At 43.2% G+C, this 20,958-nt stretch carries 23 protein-coding genes; 7 read left to right on the forward strand and 16 right to left on the reverse strand.

Features of this window, described 5'->3' with window-relative positions:
- Positions 1 to 10: 10 nt before the first annotated feature.
- From INP83_RS12840 to INP83_RS12855, 4 genes are all read right to left on the reverse strand, one after another.
- Complete coding sequence (locus tag INP83_RS12840) at positions 11 to 970, reverse strand: NADP-dependent oxidoreductase (RefSeq protein WP_219124511.1); 960 nt, start codon at positions 968 to 970, stop codon at positions 11 to 13.
- A 529-nt stretch (positions 971 to 1,499) separates the two neighbouring features.
- Complete coding sequence (locus tag INP83_RS12845; protein WP_219124513.1) at positions 1,500 to 1,874, reverse strand: hypothetical protein; 375 nt, start codon at positions 1,872 to 1,874, stop codon at positions 1,500 to 1,502.
- 3 nt (positions 1,875 to 1,877) lie between these two features.
- Complete coding sequence (locus INP83_RS12850) at positions 1,878 to 2,951, reverse strand: DUF932 domain-containing protein (protein ID WP_219124515.1); 1,074 nt, start codon at positions 2,949 to 2,951, stop codon at positions 1,878 to 1,880.
- Between the two features lie 39 nt (positions 2,952 to 2,990).
- Complete coding sequence (locus tag INP83_RS12855) at positions 2,991 to 3,344, reverse strand: single-stranded DNA-binding protein (protein WP_219124516.1); 354 nt, start codon at positions 3,342 to 3,344, stop codon at positions 2,991 to 2,993.
- 403 nt (positions 3,345 to 3,747) lie between these two features.
- Between INP83_RS12855 and INP83_RS12860 the strand changes: the two genes are divergently transcribed.
- Positions 3,748 to 4,143, forward strand: a complete 396-nt coding sequence (locus INP83_RS12860) for a TraR/DksA C4-type zinc finger protein (RefSeq protein ID WP_219124518.1) — start codon at positions 3,748 to 3,750, stop codon at positions 4,141 to 4,143.
- Positions 4,144 to 4,404: 261 nt separating this feature from the next.
- Here the strand turns inward: INP83_RS12860 and acpS are convergent, their stop codons facing one another.
- The 8 genes from acpS to INP83_RS12900 all read right to left on the reverse strand — a co-directional run bounded on the left by acpS (position 4,405) and on the right by INP83_RS12900 (position 9,645).
- Positions 4,405 to 4,779, reverse strand: coding sequence for a holo-ACP synthase (gene acpS / locus INP83_RS12865; RefSeq protein WP_219124520.1), 375 nt, complete (start codon positions 4,777 to 4,779; stop codon positions 4,405 to 4,407).
- A gap of 1 nt (position 4,780) precedes the next feature.
- Positions 4,781 to 5,407, reverse strand: a complete 627-nt coding sequence (locus INP83_RS12870; protein WP_219124522.1) for a hypothetical protein — start codon at positions 5,405 to 5,407, stop codon at positions 4,781 to 4,783.
- The gene (locus INP83_RS12875; RefSeq protein ID WP_219124524.1) at positions 5,391 to 6,191 is read right to left on the reverse strand and encodes a hypothetical protein; all 801 of its coding nucleotides are present in this window, start codon (positions 6,189 to 6,191) and stop codon (positions 5,391 to 5,393) included. The genes INP83_RS12870 and INP83_RS12875 overlap by 17 nt, the downstream gene beginning before the upstream one ends.
- Before the next feature lie 75 nt (positions 6,192 to 6,266).
- Complete coding sequence (locus INP83_RS12880) at positions 6,267 to 7,322, reverse strand: nucleotide kinase domain-containing protein (RefSeq protein ID WP_219124526.1); 1,056 nt, start codon at positions 7,320 to 7,322, stop codon at positions 6,267 to 6,269.
- 49 nt (positions 7,323 to 7,371) lie between these two features.
- Positions 7,372 to 8,154: a hypothetical protein gene (locus INP83_RS12885; RefSeq protein ID WP_219124528.1), complete on the reverse strand. Its 783-nt coding sequence runs from the start codon at positions 8,152 to 8,154 to the stop codon at positions 7,372 to 7,374.
- A gap of 12 nt (positions 8,155 to 8,166) precedes the next feature.
- Complete coding sequence (locus tag INP83_RS12890) at positions 8,167 to 9,012, reverse strand: ImmA/IrrE family metallo-endopeptidase (RefSeq protein WP_219124530.1); 846 nt, start codon at positions 9,010 to 9,012, stop codon at positions 8,167 to 8,169.
- Between the two features lie 10 nt (positions 9,013 to 9,022).
- Positions 9,023 to 9,364, reverse strand: a complete 342-nt coding sequence (locus tag INP83_RS12895; RefSeq protein WP_219124531.1) for a helix-turn-helix domain-containing protein — start codon at positions 9,362 to 9,364, stop codon at positions 9,023 to 9,025.
- Positions 9,349 to 9,645: a hypothetical protein gene (locus tag INP83_RS12900; RefSeq protein WP_219124533.1), complete on the reverse strand. Its 297-nt coding sequence runs from the start codon at positions 9,643 to 9,645 to the stop codon at positions 9,349 to 9,351. Before INP83_RS12900 ends, INP83_RS12895 begins: the two co-directional genes overlap by 16 nt.
- A gap of 629 nt (positions 9,646 to 10,274) precedes the next feature.
- Between INP83_RS12900 and INP83_RS12905 the strand changes: the two genes are divergently transcribed.
- From INP83_RS12905 to INP83_RS21235, 4 genes are all read left to right on the forward strand, one after another.
- Complete coding sequence (locus INP83_RS12905) at positions 10,275 to 11,534, forward strand: DUF4365 domain-containing protein (protein ID WP_219124535.1); 1,260 nt, start codon at positions 10,275 to 10,277, stop codon at positions 11,532 to 11,534.
- A gap of 114 nt (positions 11,535 to 11,648) precedes the next feature.
- Entirely contained in the window at positions 11,649 to 11,954 is a 306-nt protein-coding gene (locus INP83_RS12910; protein WP_219124537.1) for a hypothetical protein, read from the forward strand.
- Between the two features lie 9 nt (positions 11,955 to 11,963).
- Positions 11,964 to 12,557, forward strand: coding sequence for a hypothetical protein (locus tag INP83_RS21230; protein ID WP_255563147.1), 594 nt, complete (start codon positions 11,964 to 11,966; stop codon positions 12,555 to 12,557).
- Positions 12,538 to 13,002 (forward strand): HNH endonuclease domain-containing protein, encoded by a 465-nt coding sequence (locus INP83_RS21235; protein ID WP_255563148.1) that lies wholly within the window; start codon positions 12,538 to 12,540, stop codon positions 13,000 to 13,002. The genes INP83_RS21230 and INP83_RS21235 overlap by 20 nt, the downstream gene beginning before the upstream one ends.
- A gap of 487 nt (positions 13,003 to 13,489) precedes the next feature.
- Here INP83_RS21235 and INP83_RS12920 read toward each other — a convergent pair whose 3' ends face one another.
- From INP83_RS12920 to INP83_RS12935, 4 genes are read right to left on the reverse strand one after another with little or no spacing between them, the layout of a single operon-like run.
- Complete coding sequence (locus INP83_RS12920) at positions 13,490 to 14,950, reverse strand: hypothetical protein (RefSeq protein WP_219124539.1); 1,461 nt, start codon at positions 14,948 to 14,950, stop codon at positions 13,490 to 13,492.
- 1 nt (position 14,951) lies between these two features.
- Positions 14,952 to 16,517 carry a hypothetical protein gene (locus INP83_RS12925; RefSeq protein ID WP_219124541.1) on the reverse strand — a complete coding sequence of 522 codons (1,566 nt, stop codon included), beginning with the start codon at positions 16,515 to 16,517 and terminating at the stop codon, positions 14,952 to 14,954.
- Positions 16,514 to 17,530: a DNA/RNA helicase domain-containing protein gene (locus tag INP83_RS12930; RefSeq protein ID WP_219124543.1), complete on the reverse strand. Its 1,017-nt coding sequence runs from the start codon at positions 17,528 to 17,530 to the stop codon at positions 16,514 to 16,516. The genes INP83_RS12925 and INP83_RS12930 overlap by 4 nt, the downstream gene beginning before the upstream one ends.
- Entirely contained in the window at positions 17,531 to 18,172 is a 642-nt protein-coding gene (locus INP83_RS12935) for an alpha-ketoglutarate-dependent dioxygenase AlkB (protein WP_219124545.1), read from the reverse strand.
- A 140-nt stretch (positions 18,173 to 18,312) separates the two neighbouring features.
- Between INP83_RS12935 and INP83_RS12940 the strand changes: the two genes are divergently transcribed.
- Both INP83_RS12940 and INP83_RS12945 read left to right on the forward strand, forming a co-directional pair.
- On the forward strand, positions 18,313 to 19,872 hold the full coding sequence (locus INP83_RS12940; RefSeq protein ID WP_219124547.1) for an ATP-dependent endonuclease: 1,560 nt from the start codon (positions 18,313 to 18,315) through the stop codon (positions 19,870 to 19,872).
- On the forward strand, positions 19,857 to 20,879 hold the full coding sequence (locus tag INP83_RS12945; RefSeq protein WP_219124549.1) for an AAA family ATPase: 1,023 nt from the start codon (positions 19,857 to 19,859) through the stop codon (positions 20,877 to 20,879). The genes INP83_RS12940 and INP83_RS12945 overlap by 16 nt, the downstream gene beginning before the upstream one ends.
- Positions 20,880 to 20,958 lie beyond the last annotated feature (79 nt).

Here is a 20,958-nt window from a genome sequence, read left to right on the forward strand (position 1 = left end):
GCAAATGGTGTCATTCTTTGATATTTAAAACCAGCCTGCCGCGCACATGCCAGGTCGCGATCTGGCGCTGAGCTTCAGCAACTTCTTCCAAAGGGAACACTTGATCGATCAAAACCTGTACTTTACCGGCATCGATCAATTCGGCGATCTGTGTCAGCCATTCCTGTCTTGGCTCGTTGGCCGCTAAAGCAACCTTTATTTTCCTCAATTCAGCCGCTTCCATCATTTCATCATTGAACGGGAGATCGGTATTAACGCTAACAAATGTACCGCCTTCTTTTAATATGCTAACGGCTTTTACTCGCTCACTGTTGTCCCGGATCGGAGAAGCTTCGAGTACTACATCCAGATCATGCAGCAATTCTGTGAATTGTTGCGTTTTATAATCTATTACTTCATCTGCACCCAATTCTTTTACGTATCCTATATTATTTGTGGATGCCATGCCGATCACATATGCGCCTTTTGCTTTCGCGAACTGGACCGCAAAACTACCCACACCACCTGAGGCGCCCTGGATAAGAATGCGCTCTCCAGGTTTCAGATCGCCATGTCCGAAAATACCCGTCCAGGCGGTCAGCGCAGCTAATGGCACACCGGCCGCCTGCCTGAAGTCAAGGCTTTGGGGTTTTATGGCGAACTGGCTTGCCTTGCCTACGCAATACTCTGCATAACTTCCGTCACCTGGAAAATTAGGAACACCATAAACCTGATCACCAGTTTTCAGGGACGTTACTTCACTGCCTGTTTGGGTAACGATCCCGGCTGCATCCCAGCCTAAGGTCATAGGTAGTTTTAAAAAAGAACGAAGGCTCTCATTTTCGCCCTGCCTGATCGCCGCATCTACAGGATTTACCCCACTTGCATATACTTCCACCAAAACCTCATCAGGTGCGGGAACCGGGCGTTCAACATCTTCGATCTTCATGACCTCTGGTCCACCGTATTTGTTGATCCTTACTGCTTTCATCGTATGTTAATTTGTGACCCAAAGATCAGCACTTACCATGACCAGCTTTTAGCCTAAATACGCTTTTCGTTAGTCATAATTCCATGCTCAACCTATCACCCGCAGGCGCCAAGTCGTTACCAGGCCACTTACCGGTGAACAAGCTTTAACACTTTGAAAAGTTTGCGGTCGATCTAGTATACAGCTTGTTATGTCTATGCTTGCTGCTTTTTATAAAGACCTATGTTAATGATCTGCATTATAACCGAACATTATGGCGCTTAAAATTAACCGGAAATGAAATACGCTGATGTATTACGTTCCTACGGGGTATCACCAATCTCTTCATTGATCGGGCGCTTGTAAGGGTCCGTGACCTTTTTACCTGGATACGTCATGTAAGGCTCTGTTTCCTAATATGGTCTGTTATCAAAGCGCCCCGTGTTTTGCAACTGATCTGATCCGGTCACCGGCAAAACACGGGGCGAAAAGGGCTCCGCAACGCGGAGCCGCCGGGCAATTTTGCGATCACCCGGCAGTCCGTCAGCAGCTATGCAAACAGAAGTTCTACGGCAGGTTTGAATTTTGGGTCTTCATGCTTGTCCTGTTCCACGTACTGCAATAATGCGTGTACGGCAAACAAGGCCATGAACCCGCCGAACAACTGGTCAGCAAATACCGGCGCACTTTTGCGCAGGTCTTTCGGGTATTTGGCGATGACCTTTTGCGTTTCCCTCGCCAGTTCGAACCACATGCCCACTCCGAGCATCGGGTCTTTCCATTCGGCAGCGATGCGTTCCTCATCGCTCAAAACCTTTTCGGCGAACCCTGCGAGATACCCCAAAAATTGGGGCATCTCGTTACTTAATAAACTATGCAAAAGCCTTGCTTTCTGCACGTTGTTCAATAATTTCAATGGCTGCATGAATCAATTCTTAATGAAGTTCAACGCATCCGCACCCTGACGGGCGAAGTTCCCGCAAAGGTCAAAGGCGACCTGCGCCCTTTGTTTGGCGGTTCCGTCCATGATCGACCTGAATTTTGCATCCCCATCTTTGAAGTTGCGCACGTTTTGATAATACCCGGTTACAGCATTGTACGCCCCGAACAAAGTACCTGCGGTCGTTTCCGTTTGCTGTGTCGGGTTACCCATGGCATAGGCAAAGGCATTGTCCACGATATTGGTATAGGTGGTCGATAGCTTATCGGTCAAACCCAATTCGAGGTTGGACAACACTTCCTTGTTCGGCGCCATGGCTACCTGTATCAGCTTTTTCACCTGCGCATCCGTGATGCGCACCCTCGACCAATGATTGAACAGTTGCTCCAGTTCCTGCGCCATAACATCGGAAATACCCATGAGCGTATGCGCCTGTTTCAAACGGTCATTAGCCGATGCCGTATGCCTGATCTTAATGCCGCCTGACCGGTTTTTTATCGCTGCATTCAGCGTATTATTGCACACGATACGGGTAGGGGTGAAGGCTGCCGTTATCGAACCGAATCCGTCATGCGAAGTGGTCAAAAACAGATACTGTTCGATCAGATCCGTTTTACCGACCTTGATGTATTCCGGTAATTTAGCGGTAATAAAAATGCGTTCACCCTTGCCCAATGCGCCTGCGGTCTCATATTTAATACCGCTGCCACCGCCGACAATGGCATCAAAGAACTGGAACGCATCGGCATTCTGTACCACTGCATAATCCTTACCGACCACGCCCAAAACCGCATCGTTATCCGTGCGCACGGTCGCAAAGTAGTCGGGAACATCCACGGACGGGAACGCCAGATCGGTATCGACGTTATCCAGTCCCAAAGCTGCGCCGTTGGTGAACAACGGGCGTTTCTCCACGCTGTAATCCAATCCCGCAAACTTGATCGCTTCCGCACTGGTCGGGTAGTCCTCGACGATCTGCCCCAAGCCGTGCCACGCCTTTTCCTTTACACTAAAAAAACTGTGTTTCGCTGTCTGCTCGTTATATGAAATGTTGTGTGCCATGATCTTAAATTTTTAATGTTTACTGATCGCTTAATTCTTTTATGCCGCTTGGTTCTTCCTGCTGCCTTTGCCTTTACCACTTGCCTTGCGGGATGCACCCAGCAAAGTGATCTCGTTGGTGTGAAAGTTCAGGCTTGCCATCGGTTCCCCGTCACGGCTGACCCACGGCCGGGCGCTGATATGGCCGAATAGCTGCACCAATAAACCCTTGGTGAGATAAGGCGCTACCGCATCCGAACGCCAGTAAGCGCAATCAATAAAGGTGGTGTCCTCGCGCTGCTCACCACCTGATATATACCTGCGGTTCACCGCCACCCTGAAATTGGTTACTGTTCTGTCCCCTTCAATGTTCCTTACGGCAGCATCTGCTACCAATCTTCCTGTAATTTCCATGACCTTTAAATTTTAGTCGTTAAAAAATGAAATGAACTATTTGCTTTTCCCTTTACCTGCGCGACCCTCCCGGATAGCTATTTTTCAAAAGAAAAAACGGTAAAAAAGAAAGTCAAAAGAGCGGTCGTAAAGGCGGAGCGGTAGAACTATAAGTCCCGGAGGGTGTACGGAACAAGGAGGAGTACATTATGCGTTCGTACGGAACGGCTGACCGAGATTGACGCCGCTTTTGTCCGTTTTCTTTGGAAATAGCGTAAGTGGCTACTTACTCGAAGCAATCCCTAAACGTGTCCGGCAAGTACGGAGGATACGTTCTTGCACTAAAGACCAGCGGCTTTTGCAGCACAGCCAAAATGCCGGACGGAGCCTGCGAACCTTTTGACAAAACCATTGTTAGGGACAGATGCAACAAGAGAATACGACCCAAACCCATAAGACCAAATACAGTGATAGCGAACTTAATGAGTTCAGAGAACTGATCACCGAAAAAATAAAGATAGCACGTGAAGAATTAACGGACCTGGCCGGCACCCTCAGCGCTTCCAATTCCAATGGCGACGATGCGGCAATCGCCGGAAAAACCCTGGAGGACGGTTCCGCTACGATGGAGAAAGAGCAAACCAACCAACTGGCAGCGCGTCAAAAGAAATTCATAGAGCAACTGGAAGCCGCCCTGATGCGCATTGATAACAAAACCTACGGCATCTGCCGAACGACCGGCAAACTGATCCCAAAGGAACGTCTTCGCGCCGTGCCGCATACCACACAAACCATGGAAGCCAAACTAAAGCAAGGCTAATAAAAAGCTTGCTAATTTCATCTTGACGGTACACTTGCTGAAAGCATGCAAACAAGACTTTATCACTTACATTATCCAAGGTAATGAATTTTTAAATGGCTGAATTTCTTATAAGAAGTAAAATACAGTCATACAACTGTTTCTAATTGATTAAGAAAGATTCTTTTGAAGGTTTACAATTATTCTGAACCTAGTCAATCGCTGAGAGCTGCAATCAATTCCAAAATATTGAATTGGAATAATAGAAATCGATTATTGCATTTATATTTCTGCGATGACAAATGCAAAGGAAGAATGGTCACTGTGACTTATACTTATGTGCCATTTGTTGATCCCCATTTCCGAGGCTATGGATTTTACCTCAGCTTCAAGTAGTACAACAGGCTGTCCTGCTGTAGTTTGTAAGATCTCAAGCTGTGTTAGCGCAATGCCATCTCTCATACCCGTACCGAGGCATTTAAGTATAGCTTCTTTAGCGGCAAAACGGCCCGAAAAAAATCTGTCGGTATTTTGACCTTGGGCAAGAGCTATTTCGTTTTCGGTAAATAGTCGTTTTTGAACATGCAAATTAGTTGACCAACTAAGTCGTTTGGTCATCGCATGTTCAACTATATCGCATCCAATCCCGATAATCATTTTAATTCTGTATAGGCGACTTTGGTTGTGACGCTGACAACGGTGAGTAAGTTATCGCTTTGTTGAAGGCATCAAATTCTACAGAACCGCCACCGTTAACCATTAATAATCTAAATATCTCATATGATTTTAGAATAGCGTCCTCCCATTCTTTCGCTGATCTAACCTTGACCTCAAAATCTTCGGTCATTTCTTTGATTATCCGTAAAGTTGTTTTAGAAACCGCGGATGCCCCCTCGAAATATTTTTTTCGTTTGGCCTCATTGAATACGATCATAGATATCGCCTCTTCAGTAATAGTCGCGCGCGCGCCATCCTCCACTTCGTCTATCACGTAATCACTTTTTCGCTTTCTTTTCATCATCGCTCGTGCACAAGGAGACCATCCTAAAATCGCAGCAAATGAATAATGGAATATGTCATGGAAGCGGTAATAGTCACTCGTCTTTGAATTATCGTTGATGATATCGCCTAATTGAGTATCGTCTAACGAAACTTTGGTAAGCCATTTTTCACCCAATAAAATAGACTCAAAATTTATAATGAAATTTTTGGGTAATTGCTCTGAAACTTTAAAGTTTGAGTCAAATCCAATCTTATTGATATCACTATTACTTTGTACCTTCATTTTTTCTCCTTACCGAAAGCGTTAAACTGTCTATTTTTTTATTCAACATTGAGATACTGTCTTTCATTTCCATTATGGCTGAATCTGCAACTATCTCGGTGGCCTTTTGTTTATAACCATATTCGACTGCATCTTTAAGTTTACTTGAATCAGTGTAGACTTTTACCAATAGTGCTACCATGCCCGCAAAAATCGCTAAGACAACCCATTCTATCTTAGTTTTTAAATGTTTGTTATCTTCGATCCTCTTACTTAGCACATTTGGCGATGCCAATTCACCTTGGCTTAAGGCCTTAACAGGACCGTCGGGTATCCTTTTTTGTTTTTCATGTGAACCTTTATAGTCCTGGTAATCTTGATCTATATCAGCAAACCATATCGGAAAGTATGCAGTTCCGTTGCTAAGTCTAATATTAGAAGGTCCGGCATTATAGACCGAAAATAACAGATTTCCTTCGAATCCAGGATCAACATGAAAACCTGAAACATTGATCAATCCCTCGAACTTAATCCCAGCCTTAATAGATATAAAGGCAATTTTATTATTGGGAATTTTAACATATTCTTTGGTAAGCAATAAGGCGAATTGACCAGGTCTGATCTCTATCATTTCATTTTCCAACAACTGCTTTACTGATCGCTTTTCCGAATCAGTAAGAAACACTTCCGCGCCCAGAGATAACTCATAAGCCCCATTTTTGACCCTTGTGGGGTCAAACGGTTTAATGACCTCTAATTCGCCGTTTAATAACGTTTGAAGGTTGTCGTTTCCGATGAATGACATTATTGGGTTATTTTAATTTATAAATATTCGATTTCATAGTTAGCCTATCAAATTTAGGTAATTGAAATATTGATATTATAATATAGTTTTCAAATTTTCAACATTTTGAACCTTGACTACCCTGTCATTTATACCCCATTTTGGTGGAAAGAAGAAGTCTATATCAGAAAAATTGGGCTTAAACATTTGCTTAATCTTGATACGCTCGCTGTCACCTTTTATATCCGGATGCTTCACCCTTGCATATTTATCAACCTCGCAAAATAGATTTTGACAATCAATTAATTGCAACGGGCGGCCCCATAAACTTTTAAATGTTAAGCCTAAGCGATCAAATTCTTTTTCTTGCCGGTCTGTGACCAACTTAATAATTTCGATGTAACTAAGTCCCGCCGTATGCGAAAAACATTTACTTATACCACCTTTAGCGCCCGGACCAGGTACAACGAACTCCGATTCTGAAAAATTTAAGATCGGCGAATAATTGATGTCAATTAGCAACTGATAAGCAAGAAAATCCCCGAACCCTGGAAATCCTTTTAAGATCTCAAAAGCTTTTTGCATAGTCTTTGTTTCCATTAACTGTTCATCGGTCTCATTTCCCAAAATCAGCTCAATCAGCTTAAGGTGATTGCTGTGTTTTCTTTCAAAGCCGAAACGAGATTGACCTGATGGCATTATGTAGGCCGCCGAATAAATCCTTCGACCGCTGGCAATCGTTTGATGTAACACACGATCAAAATGTTTAAAATTATAATTTTCAATTGTTAACGGACCAAAATGTTTTTTTAACAATTCCCATGTCTCTATTTTATTAAATAGCTTAAAGAGGATTATCCTAAACAGAATTTCCTTTGGTGATTCCGGCAAATCCTTGTTATAGATAACTTCTTTGATCAAATACTGACTAACCCGGTCGGCTGCACGGTAGGCATTTGTAAATTTATACTGATTTAAGATAGGGTCAACTGACCAAGGAAACGCCCGATTTTCAACACGATTAAAAAAAGCCTCTTGTCTAAGAGCTGCAAATTTCCAGTAACTGTCATATACCTCCGTTGTTTTTGCTGGAGACAACGGAATGTGAATGACTAGATTTGATATAGTACTATTAGATCCTTGATTTCTCAAAATAATTTCTCCTGGTGATATTTCGATTTTTTAGTCGGCAAAGTTAGATTTATATAAAAAATTTTGCATCTAACTTTTCCAACAATTTTTTTGCTTCAGTCTTACTAATATTTTGACTTTCTAGCGCTTCAGCACCAATGAAACAATTAAATCGTTCAAACCTCAAGCCAGCTTCTTTCGCAACAAATTTTCCAAGGTTGATCAATCCCAACCAATTACCATAGCTACGTTTATAAAAAAACTGTATTGCATAGAAACTATTTAAAATCAGACCACCATCCTTGGTCTTGACAAACGTTACATGTTGGAGACAAGGGAAACCCTGCATCGCGCTGTTAGTATGATCAATAAACGGGTCAAATATTGCGGCCTGTAATTTTGATCTACGTGGCGACTTTTCGTCGATCAGAGCCCTTATGATGATCTCCAATTGATTTTTTGAGCTATGACCTTCACCGAAAGCGATCAAGCGTGAAAAATATGTTCCGTTCCGATTGGAAGAATCCAACTTTTTAATTTTAGGCAGATTTTTTTTATAAATGGCATAAAGCCTGTTTCGATCATAACCGGCTAATTCATATAAGGATTGCGGAAAAATTGTTTCCGAAACCGTTTGAATATTAGGCATTCTTTTTTTACGATCCGAACTCTCGTTTTTCTCTTTTAGGTTTGATACAATTTCGGCTTTAATGTCCTCAGATTCATCAAACGCAGTCAGTGTCAAAACTAAGGGGCTTAATTCGCCGTTTGGACTTTTGACAAGTAATCTTAATATCTGATGCCAGGCACCAGATAAATTATTATGTTCTATTACGATTGGCGTACTGCTCATAGTTATCTTAAATTAATCTTCTAAATGGCGGTACTCCGCTAAACCATTGTATCCCGCATTTTGTATCCTAATAAAAAAGCCTTTGGTACCCGCTACCGCACGAATTACCCCCGGTTTTACAGCAATGAAAACATCGCCAACATTTGCTTTTTTTAACTTGCTCAGATGGTCTCCCTCGATGACCGTGTTCTCCGGTAAAAAAATATAACCGCCTGTTTCTAAATCAACTACTGCAACTTCAGCGTTTTCGTCAATAATCTTAAAATGACTTTTCACTGCATTTGGGCCTATCAATTCTTTCAACATCTCGCCGGGTGCCTTTTTTTGCAGGCCTGTCGCTTTAAGATCGTTTATAAGACCATTTACTCTGCAATGAGTAATCAATGTCCTATACCCAGTACCGAAGATAGAAGCAATCGTAAAAAATTGAATTGGTGTAGCGTTACGTATGTTCCAGCCACGTTTTTTAAAAGCAGCCTCAATACCCGCGACCGGCATAAGAAGGGCCCCGGCAAACGTATCCACAAGGTATTCGTCATCGTCATATACGGCTTTACTTGCACCTTCATCTGTCAAGCCATCTATGCGCGTACCGTGCCCAAAAACATGATGGCCAAGTTCATGTCCGCATGTATAGACGCGTCTTGCAAACGGTCTTAAACTTGATATTAGAATATCTGGATTAGCTACATCCTCTCTAACAACATACATGCCCTCCATACTTACTGGGACAAAACGGACCACGACACCCAAGGTCTCGCAAGCATCGAAGATGTTCACGGGCTCAAACATGTTTAGTTTAAGCTTCGCCCTGATCTGTCCAGCTTTTTTAATCGCTTGCATTTGTAACGCTCTCATATCGATTCGGTTATTTTTTGGGCAGCATTTTTATAATATCGATAACCTTGTCTCGATCTTCAGGCTTCAATTTATTTAGTTCCCTTGCCGCAAATAGTACATGTTCATTCATTTTAAGGTCTTTGTCTTCATCTTCAAGTAATAGCCAAGATTTGTCCACTTTATACAAGGCCGCAAATTGGATGATTTCCTCCGCAGTGACTTTTCGTTTACCTGATTCAATCTCTGAGATCGAAGGCCGTGGGATATTTAGTTTGGTAGCGGCTTGTGCCTGTGACAGCCCAGAAATTATCCGTGCATCTTTTATACGATTACCTATTTTTTCCCTTTCAGTTACTAAGTTGTTTTGCATGGTTTCGCTATTTTTTGCAGTTTTTCAGCCGCTTCTCTAATATTTAATTCTCTAATTCCGTCGCTATCTCGAAAAATATAGCAGGTCGGCGGTATTTCGACCTGTAGTATCTCCTCCAAAAATCCTGAAACAGTCACCAATACATTGCTACTAAGCCCAATCATTCCCGGCTTACTGTCTTTATCGATTTTTGCTTCAGGATCTATGGTAGGCAAGTCCTTTAACTTTTCGATCTCCTCAAGAATCGCATCTTCAATGGCTTGAACATCTATATTTACCATAACGTCGGATATTTAAGACAAATGTTGTAAGAATATCCGACATGTGCAAATTTATTTTTTTATATTTAATTTTTATCAAAGGCAATTTCATCAGGTGATTTATAGATTCGGGACGTTCGAGTTTGGATTCAGCGCGGATATTCTCACATCAGAAAGGGCCTTTACTAACTGATCTTAAATTTATTATGTTCCCAGAAAGCGTGGGCCGTGACGTAGTCATCCAAAATCTTTAAATATTACGATGTATTTAATATTTCTTACAAGCCCTCTGTAGATATAATATATTGTTGGATAAATAGCTTCTATTACTTACTTGGATAATGTGTAAAATATTCTTCGAACGTTTTGGAAGGAAATTAGATCCACAAGTATTTTTTACCTCGGTGAATAACTGAATTTTCACGATTGATCAAGGTTAAAGGCTTCTATCACGTATAGTAAAGTCAAGATAATGATGCGGTAATATTTTAATATTCAGCGCACTTTATTTGAGTGAAAGGGGAAATCAAGTGCAAGCGTTAATGACGGCCGCAGCATCCTGCGTAGCAGATATAGTGAACGACATGGGCTGAAGGCAACGCACTAATTATTTTTTTATGATATTAGTCCTTAGATAACCCTTATCGCATATGAGTTTCTATGATGACCCGATTATTGATGATAATGCCAAGAGAAGCCAGGAATCTGTGCATTTTGTCAAGGGGATATTCAGCGAAAAAAATGGATTCGCTTATCGGGAAGAAAATCCCGATCTCGGTGTTGACCTGGATGTCGAATTGATTGTTGGTGGTCAGGGAGCTTCCTCCAAAAAGTTTCCGGTGCAGATCAAAAGTGCGGTCGCATTTCGAAAGATCCGAAGCGAGGAGAAATCCTATATCTCTTTTAATTTTAAGACCTCCCGTTTGGGTTACCTGGCCAAACGGCCCCCGGCTTACGGGATCATCGCGTTATATGATGAAACAGAACAGCAATGCTATTTCGACTATGTAGATGAAGTGGTACGCCGGTTAGATGATCATCCGTCACGCGAAGGCTGGCGCGAGCAGGATAGTGTAAATATCCTTGTCCCGCTGCAATCCCTCGATAAGAACGTATTGCCGTTGCTACATGAAAAGTTTTTAAAGCGTCATCAGAACAGCGATATGCTCATCAAAGAACATGGGCAAAAATTCAACATCACTTTTTTAGGGCCGAATGCGGATCGATCCGAGGTCACTTTAAATCAGAAAGACCCCGAACAGGTCGCCGCTTTTCTGGAAACCTACGGTAACTTTCTTTACAATGAAGCAGAGTATGCCATTTTAGTTCACTTGCTGGGGCTGGTCAACCGTAGCCGGCTCATTAATTCATCAATGCTGGTATTTCTGGCAACGATCACTTATACCCGAACGGGCAACCTTATCGATGCGAATTACTACCTGCGTAAAGCACGTAAAATGCCGGAGTTGATGCAAGGTGAAAGCAAAGCACTGATAGAATACTCCGCCTCGCGGGTAGAATTTATGAAAGGCAACATCGATCATGACTATTTTCTGAACGAGTTCCGGACCAATGCAGACCAGACAGAAAACTATTACAATAAGCTTCATCTAAAGATCAATATGCTGTTCTTTGAACTCATCAAAGGCATGGAAAACGGTAAGTTAGCCGACGATATTGAAAAACAGGTAACATCGCTCGGCCAGGAGATCGAAGCCGCTGATGTTGCTGAAGATGAAAAACAAATACTACGCTGCCACCATGCCGACAGTCAATTCCATTTCGCTGTACGTGCTGAAGCCGCATTATATCGCGAGGTCAGTTTCAAAGAAGCGATGGGTTGTCCCATGCCCGTCGCAGAGATACAGCGACGGGGCTTAGACCTTCACCAGCTGATTGAAGGTGCTTAAAAAGCCGTTGAGGATGCCTACTCGTATGCCGTAGTCAATCAGATCCCTATATTATTGGCTTCCGCCGCTTTTCATATAGGGCAGCATTTTTTGGCCAGGCGCGTCAATCTACTGATGGCTACCGGCCTGAAGAAGATATCCCAGGATAAAGCGGCTTTTGTTGCCTTATTTGAACGCAATCAATATTACAGCCTGGTAGCCTATAACGCGTTCCGGGACCTCAACATGTTCCAGAATGCCCATGAAAGTTTATGTAACGCTTATGATATCCAGCAGTTGTGTAGCTTGCTGGCAGAAAGATCACCAGGCCTCCAAACAAGCGAAGAGCTGTTGAGTATCATCAATCGGATCGAGGAAAGCTTTGATCTGCCGCCCTTTAAATCCCGGGTAGATGCATGGGCAAGCAAACCCATGATATAGATCACTGCAATGACGCATTTGCCAGAACAAGAAGGATTACCCGTACATCGCTTAGCTGCCTGTTTTAAAAGCACGGTGTTAACTTATAAGTTTTACTGGTTTCTGGGCATTTTGAACTGCGTGGAGCAGGGCGAGATCAAGATCGATAAACAACATCTGTTCGCGGAAATGATTGGCCATGCCTGGTTCACTGTCAACTACTTTCACGTATCGCTGGGTAAACAAGATAAGATCCAACAGGCGATCGAAGTATTAAGAGAGATCGAGCCCTTGACGATCGATACCTCACGAAGCGCGGTGGTAAACCAGTTGAATACCAGCACGCATCCGGTAACCTATAAAACGTTGCGTCATTTCAATGCCGAAGTCCCACACCGTTTTCTTAGTCCATGGTTCTCAGCAAGCGATCGACGAGGGGCGGAGGCGGCCTCTCAGTCGTTCACTAATGAATGTCCATATGCCCTTTATAACGACCATATTGAGATTAATCCCCGATGGGTAAATTACCTGCAACGCAATGTAAAGATGCTTCGCGATTTTTGTTACTGGAACCTGGCTATTTACCTGCAGTCGAGGAACCCGAATGTACCGGATATCCCCTAATAAACTCATCAAGCTTCCCGTTAGAAAGGCTTTGAACGAACAGCGCAAGTTCTGGGATATCGTGATTGGCGAATTAGGCAGTGTAGACTGTATATACACCAACAAAAAACTAATTATCGGCGACTACGCTGTGGAACACTTCCTACCTTATGCGTTTGTATCGCATGATCTGATGTGGAACCTTATCCCGGCAGATCGGTCTTTTAATAATTCTAAAAGTGACAAATTGCCGCCATTAGAGTATTATTTTGAGCCTTACTTTAAATTGCAGACATCCGCTTTAGAAATAATCAAATTTAAAGCCCCCAAGCATAGGTTTTTAGAAGACTTTCTAACCATTGTGCCCGACATTACACTCTTTGACCATCAACGGGTATACGAACAAATACAGCCGATGGTGACGATCGCCAGAAACAACGGCTTTGAGTTCTTAAATATTAAGTAAGATTTTCATCGGTGACGCATTGATGAACGGAGATTATAGTTTCTTAGAGCAATGCACTGATCAAAAAATTAAAGTTGGAAAGCGGAGATGATTCAGGTAACGAATTAGTTCTATAGCCTCTAATGTTCCTCATGGAGGCCTTGATCAATTTAAAATATACTCCTATCAACTCTTTAGTATAAGAAATGCTATCATTCATAAATAGACCATAATCAATTGTGTTCAATGACCTTAATTTTCCAATATTTTTTTAATACTCATCCTCCATGTCTAATGGTCACATATCATATTTACGCGCTCCGAACAAGTAATCATCAATATGGATTGGAAATAGAACATCCTCTCATATGTCCTCTTAATTTTTTCCCTCAAGAAATTCAATTGGCACGCTTTCCTTCGCTTTGTACTTGGAAAGTGCAAACTGATATAGCACAATTGATCTAAGTATTAAAGGCGCACACAAATCTCTTATATAGAAGCCGTAGCCTTATAATGATGCCGTAAAGACCCGGATAACTCTTGACCAATTATTGATCCAACTCCCTTTGGCATTATCCTTACGCATCAGCACTTTTAGGTTGTGTCCTTTGAATGAGGTCAAAAAAGTATCCAGGCGGTTTGTTTTAGTTCCGTTAAGGTATGGGCTCGTGCAGACAAAAAGGTTATCACCTGGAAAATTATCTTTAATAAGATCTGTCAGCGGCTTTAGGGCAATGACGTCCATATCTAAAATATTGGCAAAAAGATGGATAGTAGTACCCTCAAGGCCGTTGAGATCATCCGGCCTGACACCGTCTATCAATTTATTGATCGTTACTAGTCGAACAGTGTCGTTAAATTTCAGCGTGTGGAGACTGCCCCTTTCGATTGCGATTTTCGAGGGTTCGATCAATAAAATGTTGTGTATATCTAGTTCGATGCCTTTGTTTGCGAGGTGGTCTAACAACACCATTGTAGCAGTGCCTTGCCCGCAGCCCCAGTCGATGATGCTTACAGGACCGCTGACGCCGGTCAGATCAATGCTTGCAAAAGCGCTGTTTAGTTTTGCAGCGTGCATTTTACCCATTGCTACCATGTAGGCAAACAACTCACGTTCATCGTCAAGAATTTTTGTGCCCCGTTGCAATCCATCGTAGAACCGTTTCCCTTCAGGATTACGTTGGTGTTTATCAACCGATATTTCACGTATGGCCATGAATTCGGCATCCACTTCCTTCAATTGCTCGCTGTAGTCAGTATGCTCTTCGACAAGCATCCCCTCGGAAACGCTGATTACCGGTAACGTTCGTTCGAGATAGGTGTCCAGAAGGGAACGGATATGGGTGGAAGCTGCAACCATATCGTCGAGATCCGTCTCGAGTACGCTATAGATCAGTGGACAGTTGAGAAATGATGATTCGTTATCGCGTAATGAAGCACCGATAGCGGTCCGGATAGCGGCCGGAGCCGCGGGATTGAATTCGCCGCAGTTATCGATAAGTTGCAGATAATAATTGACGATAGTGAAGAGCACGTTATCCGCTGAATCTTCTTCTTCTATGTAAGCCAATTCGAGGAGTTCGAAGATTCCGGGATACAGCCTAACGTACCGATCTGCATCCTTTGGAATTTCAAGGTAAAGAGAGACAGCCTTTAATCGATGTCCGATATCAAAAGGCGATCGTTCAATATGCGTGTACAGTAGCCGGAAAACCGCAATCTCACCCAACTGTTCCGCTTTCTCCATCAGCATCACTAAAAACGCCAGGTTGCTCGCAGTTTGGGGTAAACCCTCCAGTAAGTTTAAATTTAATAGCACAAGCTGCCGGATACCTTGTTGGATGGAGGCGAGCTCTACATGGGGCAGTCGATTGAACCAATCAATGATCTCCTCGGCATTATGTGCCAGAAATTGGTCGAGGGTACTGGCATTGCCGGTTGCACCCATGAGGCGGTCGAAAAGCGTCATTTCACAGTAAGGTTTGATGACTTCGAATAAGAGTGATCAATTCAGAAAAGCCTTCTTGTGTCGGCTTGATATCTTGATAAGCTTTTGCCGGTACCTTTTTGGATCTGGCAAGTGCCTTCAAGGCTTTAAATTCCAATTGTTCCAGGCCGTCTGTTTGTATACTGGTGGTAATAGAAGATTGAACCTGCGCTTTCACTAAATGTGCCTCTAGTTCTTTTTCTTTAGCTTTAAGGATCTGTTGCAGCTCATCAATATAACGGTCTTTTTCATTAAGTGTTTTCATTGCTCCCTGCGCCGCTTTTCGGACTATCCTTTCTAACAAATCGTGCAAACCAGGATACGATTGCTGCAAGTCGTCGAGCAATTCGCCCTCCAGGTCCTGTTTTTTTTTTACTACGACAGGTGTATCCAGAATCCAAAAAGAAACAGAAGCTTTCGGTTGATCAGGTGTAGGGATATTTTGTGCGATAGCGTCAATATAATCGTAATTCCCACTTTCCTTCTGCGCGCAAAAAGTATATTGATATATGCTTTCGATGCTATAATAATCCAACTGTGATTGCAATTTGAATTTCACAGGCAATTCTTTTCCGTTGTAGGAATTGCGCAGTCCGCTGTAACGTGTATTTAAGCCAAAAATCAGGGCGATTTCCTCTGCCTTCTCCTCGTCGATCGAACTGCTACCTAAAACGCCAGAGATCAAATCCTGTAGGTTTTTTGGTTTATTGCTGCCATAGGTCGCCAGCAGCGCCAGCAAATAAAGATTTGGCACGCGGGTTAATTTGTTAAGCTCAATCATTCCGTATTTTTTTTCCAGACTTACTTTGGCTTTACGTGCTGCGGCCTCGACGACTGAAACAGATACTTCATCAAAAAGCATCGGCTGTATATCCGACCACTGTGATTTCTTATTGGAAAAGACTGCAGTCAGTTGGTCGTTAAAAGTCGCTTGCTTTTGGTTTACCGCTTTTAATAATTGTGATTTGATCGTAGCATTGAAATGTGATAGAACCGCAAAATAATCCTTGGGAAAATTCTCCGGCTTCCTTGCGGCCGCTTTTAAAAATGCAAGACCACCAAGAAGAATATCAAACCGCTTAGCTTTTTCAGTCAGGTCCTGCATGGGAACGCTTGTTTCACTAATTAGACTTGGGACGGCGAACCGATTTAAAGCGTCAGTTTTCGTGTCGATGTTAATCAGATGATCTGGCAGAAATGCTGTTGCACTATTAATATTCCATTGCGTTGTTTCAGCTTGTTTAAAATCTTTGAAATAAACTGCCGCAACTCTTGAGATAGGTATTGCTCCGCTATAAAGGAAAACAGATAGACTGTCGTTAACAGGCGTCATAGCTATTTGCTCTTCGTGGGTGCAAACCACTTCAATAATACAATCTGTAGCCGTGCTCCATTTATCGACTGTTAATATAAGACCGTTCTTTAACTGGTCTTGCGGATCTCGCGGCTTGTTCTCGTAATAACGGGCAGGCAGGATAATAGCCTTCCCGAAATAATGCGGGAGGCTGCCTGTGCTGACCGGAAGGTAATATCGCTGTATTTCATTCATAGAATATCAAGTTCATAAGTGGTGCTGCTGATATCGGAAGGTTTCTTCGCAGCTATGAGAAATAAATTTGTTCGGGCTCTCGTCAACGCAACATAATAATGGCTTTCCGTTGCCGCATATTTCGTTTTGATATAATCCCGCATATGTTCGAATTGCGGCATGATGACGGTATCAAATTCCACGCCTTTGGCCGAAGCATAAGTCGTAACGTGCACATTTTCTATAAGCGGAAGAACGTGGATAAGGTGATGGTATTTCGTACATTCGAAATGAGGACTGATCAATTCGTAGGTCGCTTCCACATCATTAGGGAACGGCACAAGAACCCCGATATTATGGTTTTCGGAATGAAAGCGGCCAATCAAGTCGATGATGGCATCACTTTGTTTCCGACTACTCCACCCGGTGACCAGTATGCGTGGTTTAATGTTGGTTGTTCTTTTCGTCCTGGCAGTATTCATGGTATTCAGAGGAATTATCTTGTTCGGCAAAGCCGCCAGGACAAATCGCAGGATCTCGTACGAGTTCCGGAAATTTTCGTCCAGCGGATAAGATTTAGTGCCGGGGAAAAGTGTTTTAAGGTCTTCTTGTGTCGTTGCCTGGCCGGGATAGATGCTTTGCTGGTCATCAGCGCCATAGGAAATTGCTTTCGCGTACCGCTTTACCTGCAGGTAAACATCTTCCGATAGATCCTGGGCCTCATCAATAATAATCTCCTCATATCGTTTTGCTTCGTGCTGTAACCAATATTGTGTTTTGGCTATATTATCGGCTGCATCGTCATTAATTGTTCGTGCTGCCCCGGCAAGGTAGGCGACCAGCGGCATTGTATAGGTCAACAACAGGCTTTCTTTGGCACCGGTATCGTAATTACGAATATGGCGCCAAAGGGACGTGATACTTTTACCGGTACCAGGTCCGCCATAAACGGAAACTGAACCCGGATCGTTCAGCACTGCTTGCTGCGCTATCGTCAACTGACGAATATCAGGGAGTTCGAAATAATAAGGCATTTAGGTATTTTTAATATAACGAAAAGTCAGATTGATCCGGTCATTTACCGGTTTGCTGGTTTTGGGCAACTGATGTTGCCAAAAATGTTGCAGCTGCCCCTGCATGATCAGGGCGCTGCCGTGGGTTAAATCGATATCAATCTTTTCTTTCGTGTATTTGTGACGAAGTTGGAAGGTCCTTGTGGCACCGAAGTTAACAGACCCTATGACCGGGTCTTTTCCTAGTTCAGGCTCCGCGTCGGTATGCCAGGAGATAGAATCATTCCCACTACGGTAAAGGTTAAGCAATACGCTGTTGAAGGAGGTCTTTGTAAGCGCCTGAAGCCGATCTCGGATCTCCAGCAACTCGGGCAGCCAGGGTAAGGGTTGCAATGTGATCCCGGAAAAAGAATACGGTTTATCCGTTTCGCCGTACCAGGCGGTGAGTCGGGGAAACAGGATGGTCTTGCCATACATCTTCATTGATTCTTGCTTCCACTCGGCCTGCTCCATCAGGACGCGAAAGTAACGGTCACTTTCCACCATGGTATAAAATTCGGGCAAGAAACGATATTCCCCGTTGGCAATTTTAACTATTCGGTCCGGCGGGCCGGATTGGCTGGCACTTCCTGCAGAATTTCCGAATAGGTCGAATTGGCTCATAAACAAAAATAATAATAAAAATGAGGATTGTCTAAATTGAGTATATCGCAACAATATTGGCAAAATAGGACTTCCGTCAATCGGTATGCTGATAATAATTGCCAATAAAATCGTAGTTTTAATTTTTAACCTGACCATTCATGAGAAATATTATCCAGGTCCGTCTTCAAAACTTCAAACGATTTGATGAATTCGTTATTGATTTCAAACCGGATGTGAACGTACTCATCGGTGATAATGAAACCGGAAAGAGTTCTATTTTGCTCGCGATCGACCTGGTATTAAGTGGGAGTCGTACCAAAGTAGAAAATATAGGATTGCAAAGCTTGTTCAACAGTGAAGCGGTGGCTACTTTTCTTAGTGGTAAGAAATTGGTCGGTGATCTGCCGGAGCTGATCGTCGATGTTTACCTTACAGAACAGGAAAATTATGAATTGAACGGTAAGGTTAATTTGCGGGAGGTCAGCTGCGACGGTATGCGAATGGTCTGCAAGCCGGACCCTGACTATGGGCAAGAGATTTTATCCGTATTGCGGCAGGAACGCCCCAATTTTCCGTTTGAATTTTACCAAGTCCACTTTCAAACGTTCGACGGCCGGGCCTATTCAAGCCACCGTAACTATGTCAACCATGTATTTATTGATAATTCTCAGATCAATAACGAGTACGCGATGCGTGAATATATCCGCTCGGTTTATCGCATTAATGCTAGCGGATCGGAGAAAAATTTGCATCAGAATGAGTATCGACGGTACAAGTCCGACTTCAAAAGCAACGTCTTAAAAGATATAAATAAACGATTGCCGGATTTTGCGTTTGCTGTTAAGAGTGGTATCAAGGATTCACTTGAGACAGATCTTACGCTAATGGAGGGAGATATTTCCATCGATAATAAAGGCAAAGGTCGCCAGTGCTTTATCAAAACCAAATTTGCGCTCGGCAGAGCCAATGAAAAAATGGATATCGTACTTCTGGAGGAACCGGAAAATCATTTGAGCCATCATCATATGAAGTTGTTGATTGATATGATCCGGGCGGCAAAACAGATCCAATTGTTCATCACAACCCACAACACCTTGGTTAGCACGCGCCTCGACCTTCGCAGATCAATCCTCATTCATGTCAACAGTAAACAGCCAATGCTTTTGGAGCATTTACGGGAAGAAACCGCCAAATTCTTTATCAAGGCTCCGGACAATAATGTGGTTGAATACATTTTATCGCAGAAAGTTATCCTGGTGGAAGGAGATGCCGAATATATGCTGATGTCGGAGTTCTACGAAGAGGTCACCAAAAGCACCCTAGACGCCGACCTGGTGCATGTCATTTCGGTCGGTGGTATCAGCTTTAAGCGTTATCTAGACGTGGCTAAAATATTAGGGATAAAAACTGCGGTCATCCGGGATAATGACGGTGATTATGATACGCACTGCGTTGATAATTATTCGGAATACCCAGATCCCTACCTAAGGATTTTTGGTGAAAAGGATAACACACTGCGTACGTTCGAGTATATATTGTACACCATGAACAAAAGCATCTGCGATGAACTTTTTAGTACGAAAAGGAAAAAACTCACGGTGCTTGAATACATGCTTTGCCAGAAATCCGAGACGGCATATCAGCTGATCGAACAAAAGCCGGGACAGATCAAGACGCCGGGTTATATTAAAGAGGCGATCGAATGGCTAAGACTTTGATGCTCGCGGTCGCCGGTTCCGGTAAAACAACACTTTTGGTCGACCGCTTGTGTGCAGATCGGCGCACGTTGATCCTGACCTATACCAACACAAACGAGCGAAATCTGCGATCCGCAATAATTAAGCGATTCGGTTATCACCCGAAAAATATCAGCTTATTTACCTACTACACATTCCTGTACTCATTTTGTTACCGGCCATTACTTTCTTTAAAAATGGGCTCGGCAGGTATCAACTGGCTACCGAACCCGGACCGTTTCGCCAAGGGCGACGATCAGCTTGTCGACCGCTACGGAAGGCTTTATAGCAACCGGATTGCGTTGACGCTCAAACGCAAGAATGTTTTATCAGAGGTGAAAACCAGACTGGAACGGTATTTTGACCAGATCTTCATCGACGAAGTGCAGGATTTTGCAGGCAATGATTTTAATTTTTTAGATACGCTGGTAAGTGCAAGTCTCGAACAACTCTTCGTGGGTGACTTTTTCCAGCACACCTACGATACCAGCCGGGACGGTAATGTTAATGGGACGTTGCATGATGATCTTCAAAGATATGTCGCGCGATTTGAGTCCCTAGGACTTAGGCTTGATAAGAAAACCCTAAGTAAAAGCCATCGCTGTAATCCGGAGATCTGTGCATTTGTAGAAGAACAGTTGGGCATCACGATCGGTTCTCACCGATCCGGAGGTAGCAGTATTATTCACATTAGCTCTGCTGCTGACGCGGCAGTTCTGTTCCGCGACAATTCTGTAGTAAAGCTTTTCTACCAAGCGCATTACCACTACGATTGTTATTCAAAAAATTGGGGTGAATCAAAAGGTGAAGACCGGTATCAAGATGTATGTGTAGTGATGAACGGAAAGACCTGGAAGTCTTTCCAAGATGGAGAACTTAAAGGACTTCCTTCGCAAACCCGAAGTAAACTCTATGTTGCCCTAACCAGGACAAAAGGCAATCTCTATCTGTTGCCGGAAAGCTTGCTGAAGCAGTTCAAGAAAAAGTGACCCCGTTAAATAGCCTTCCTATTTCATCTTTTGGGTTGCGTGGCCTGGTGAATCACTTCTTTCTTCCAGTCCAGCAATG

The organism is Mucilaginibacter sp. 21P (assembly GCF_019331605.1).
Classification (GTDB): domain Bacteria; phylum Bacteroidota; class Bacteroidia; order Sphingobacteriales; family Sphingobacteriaceae; genus Mucilaginibacter; species Mucilaginibacter achroorhodeus.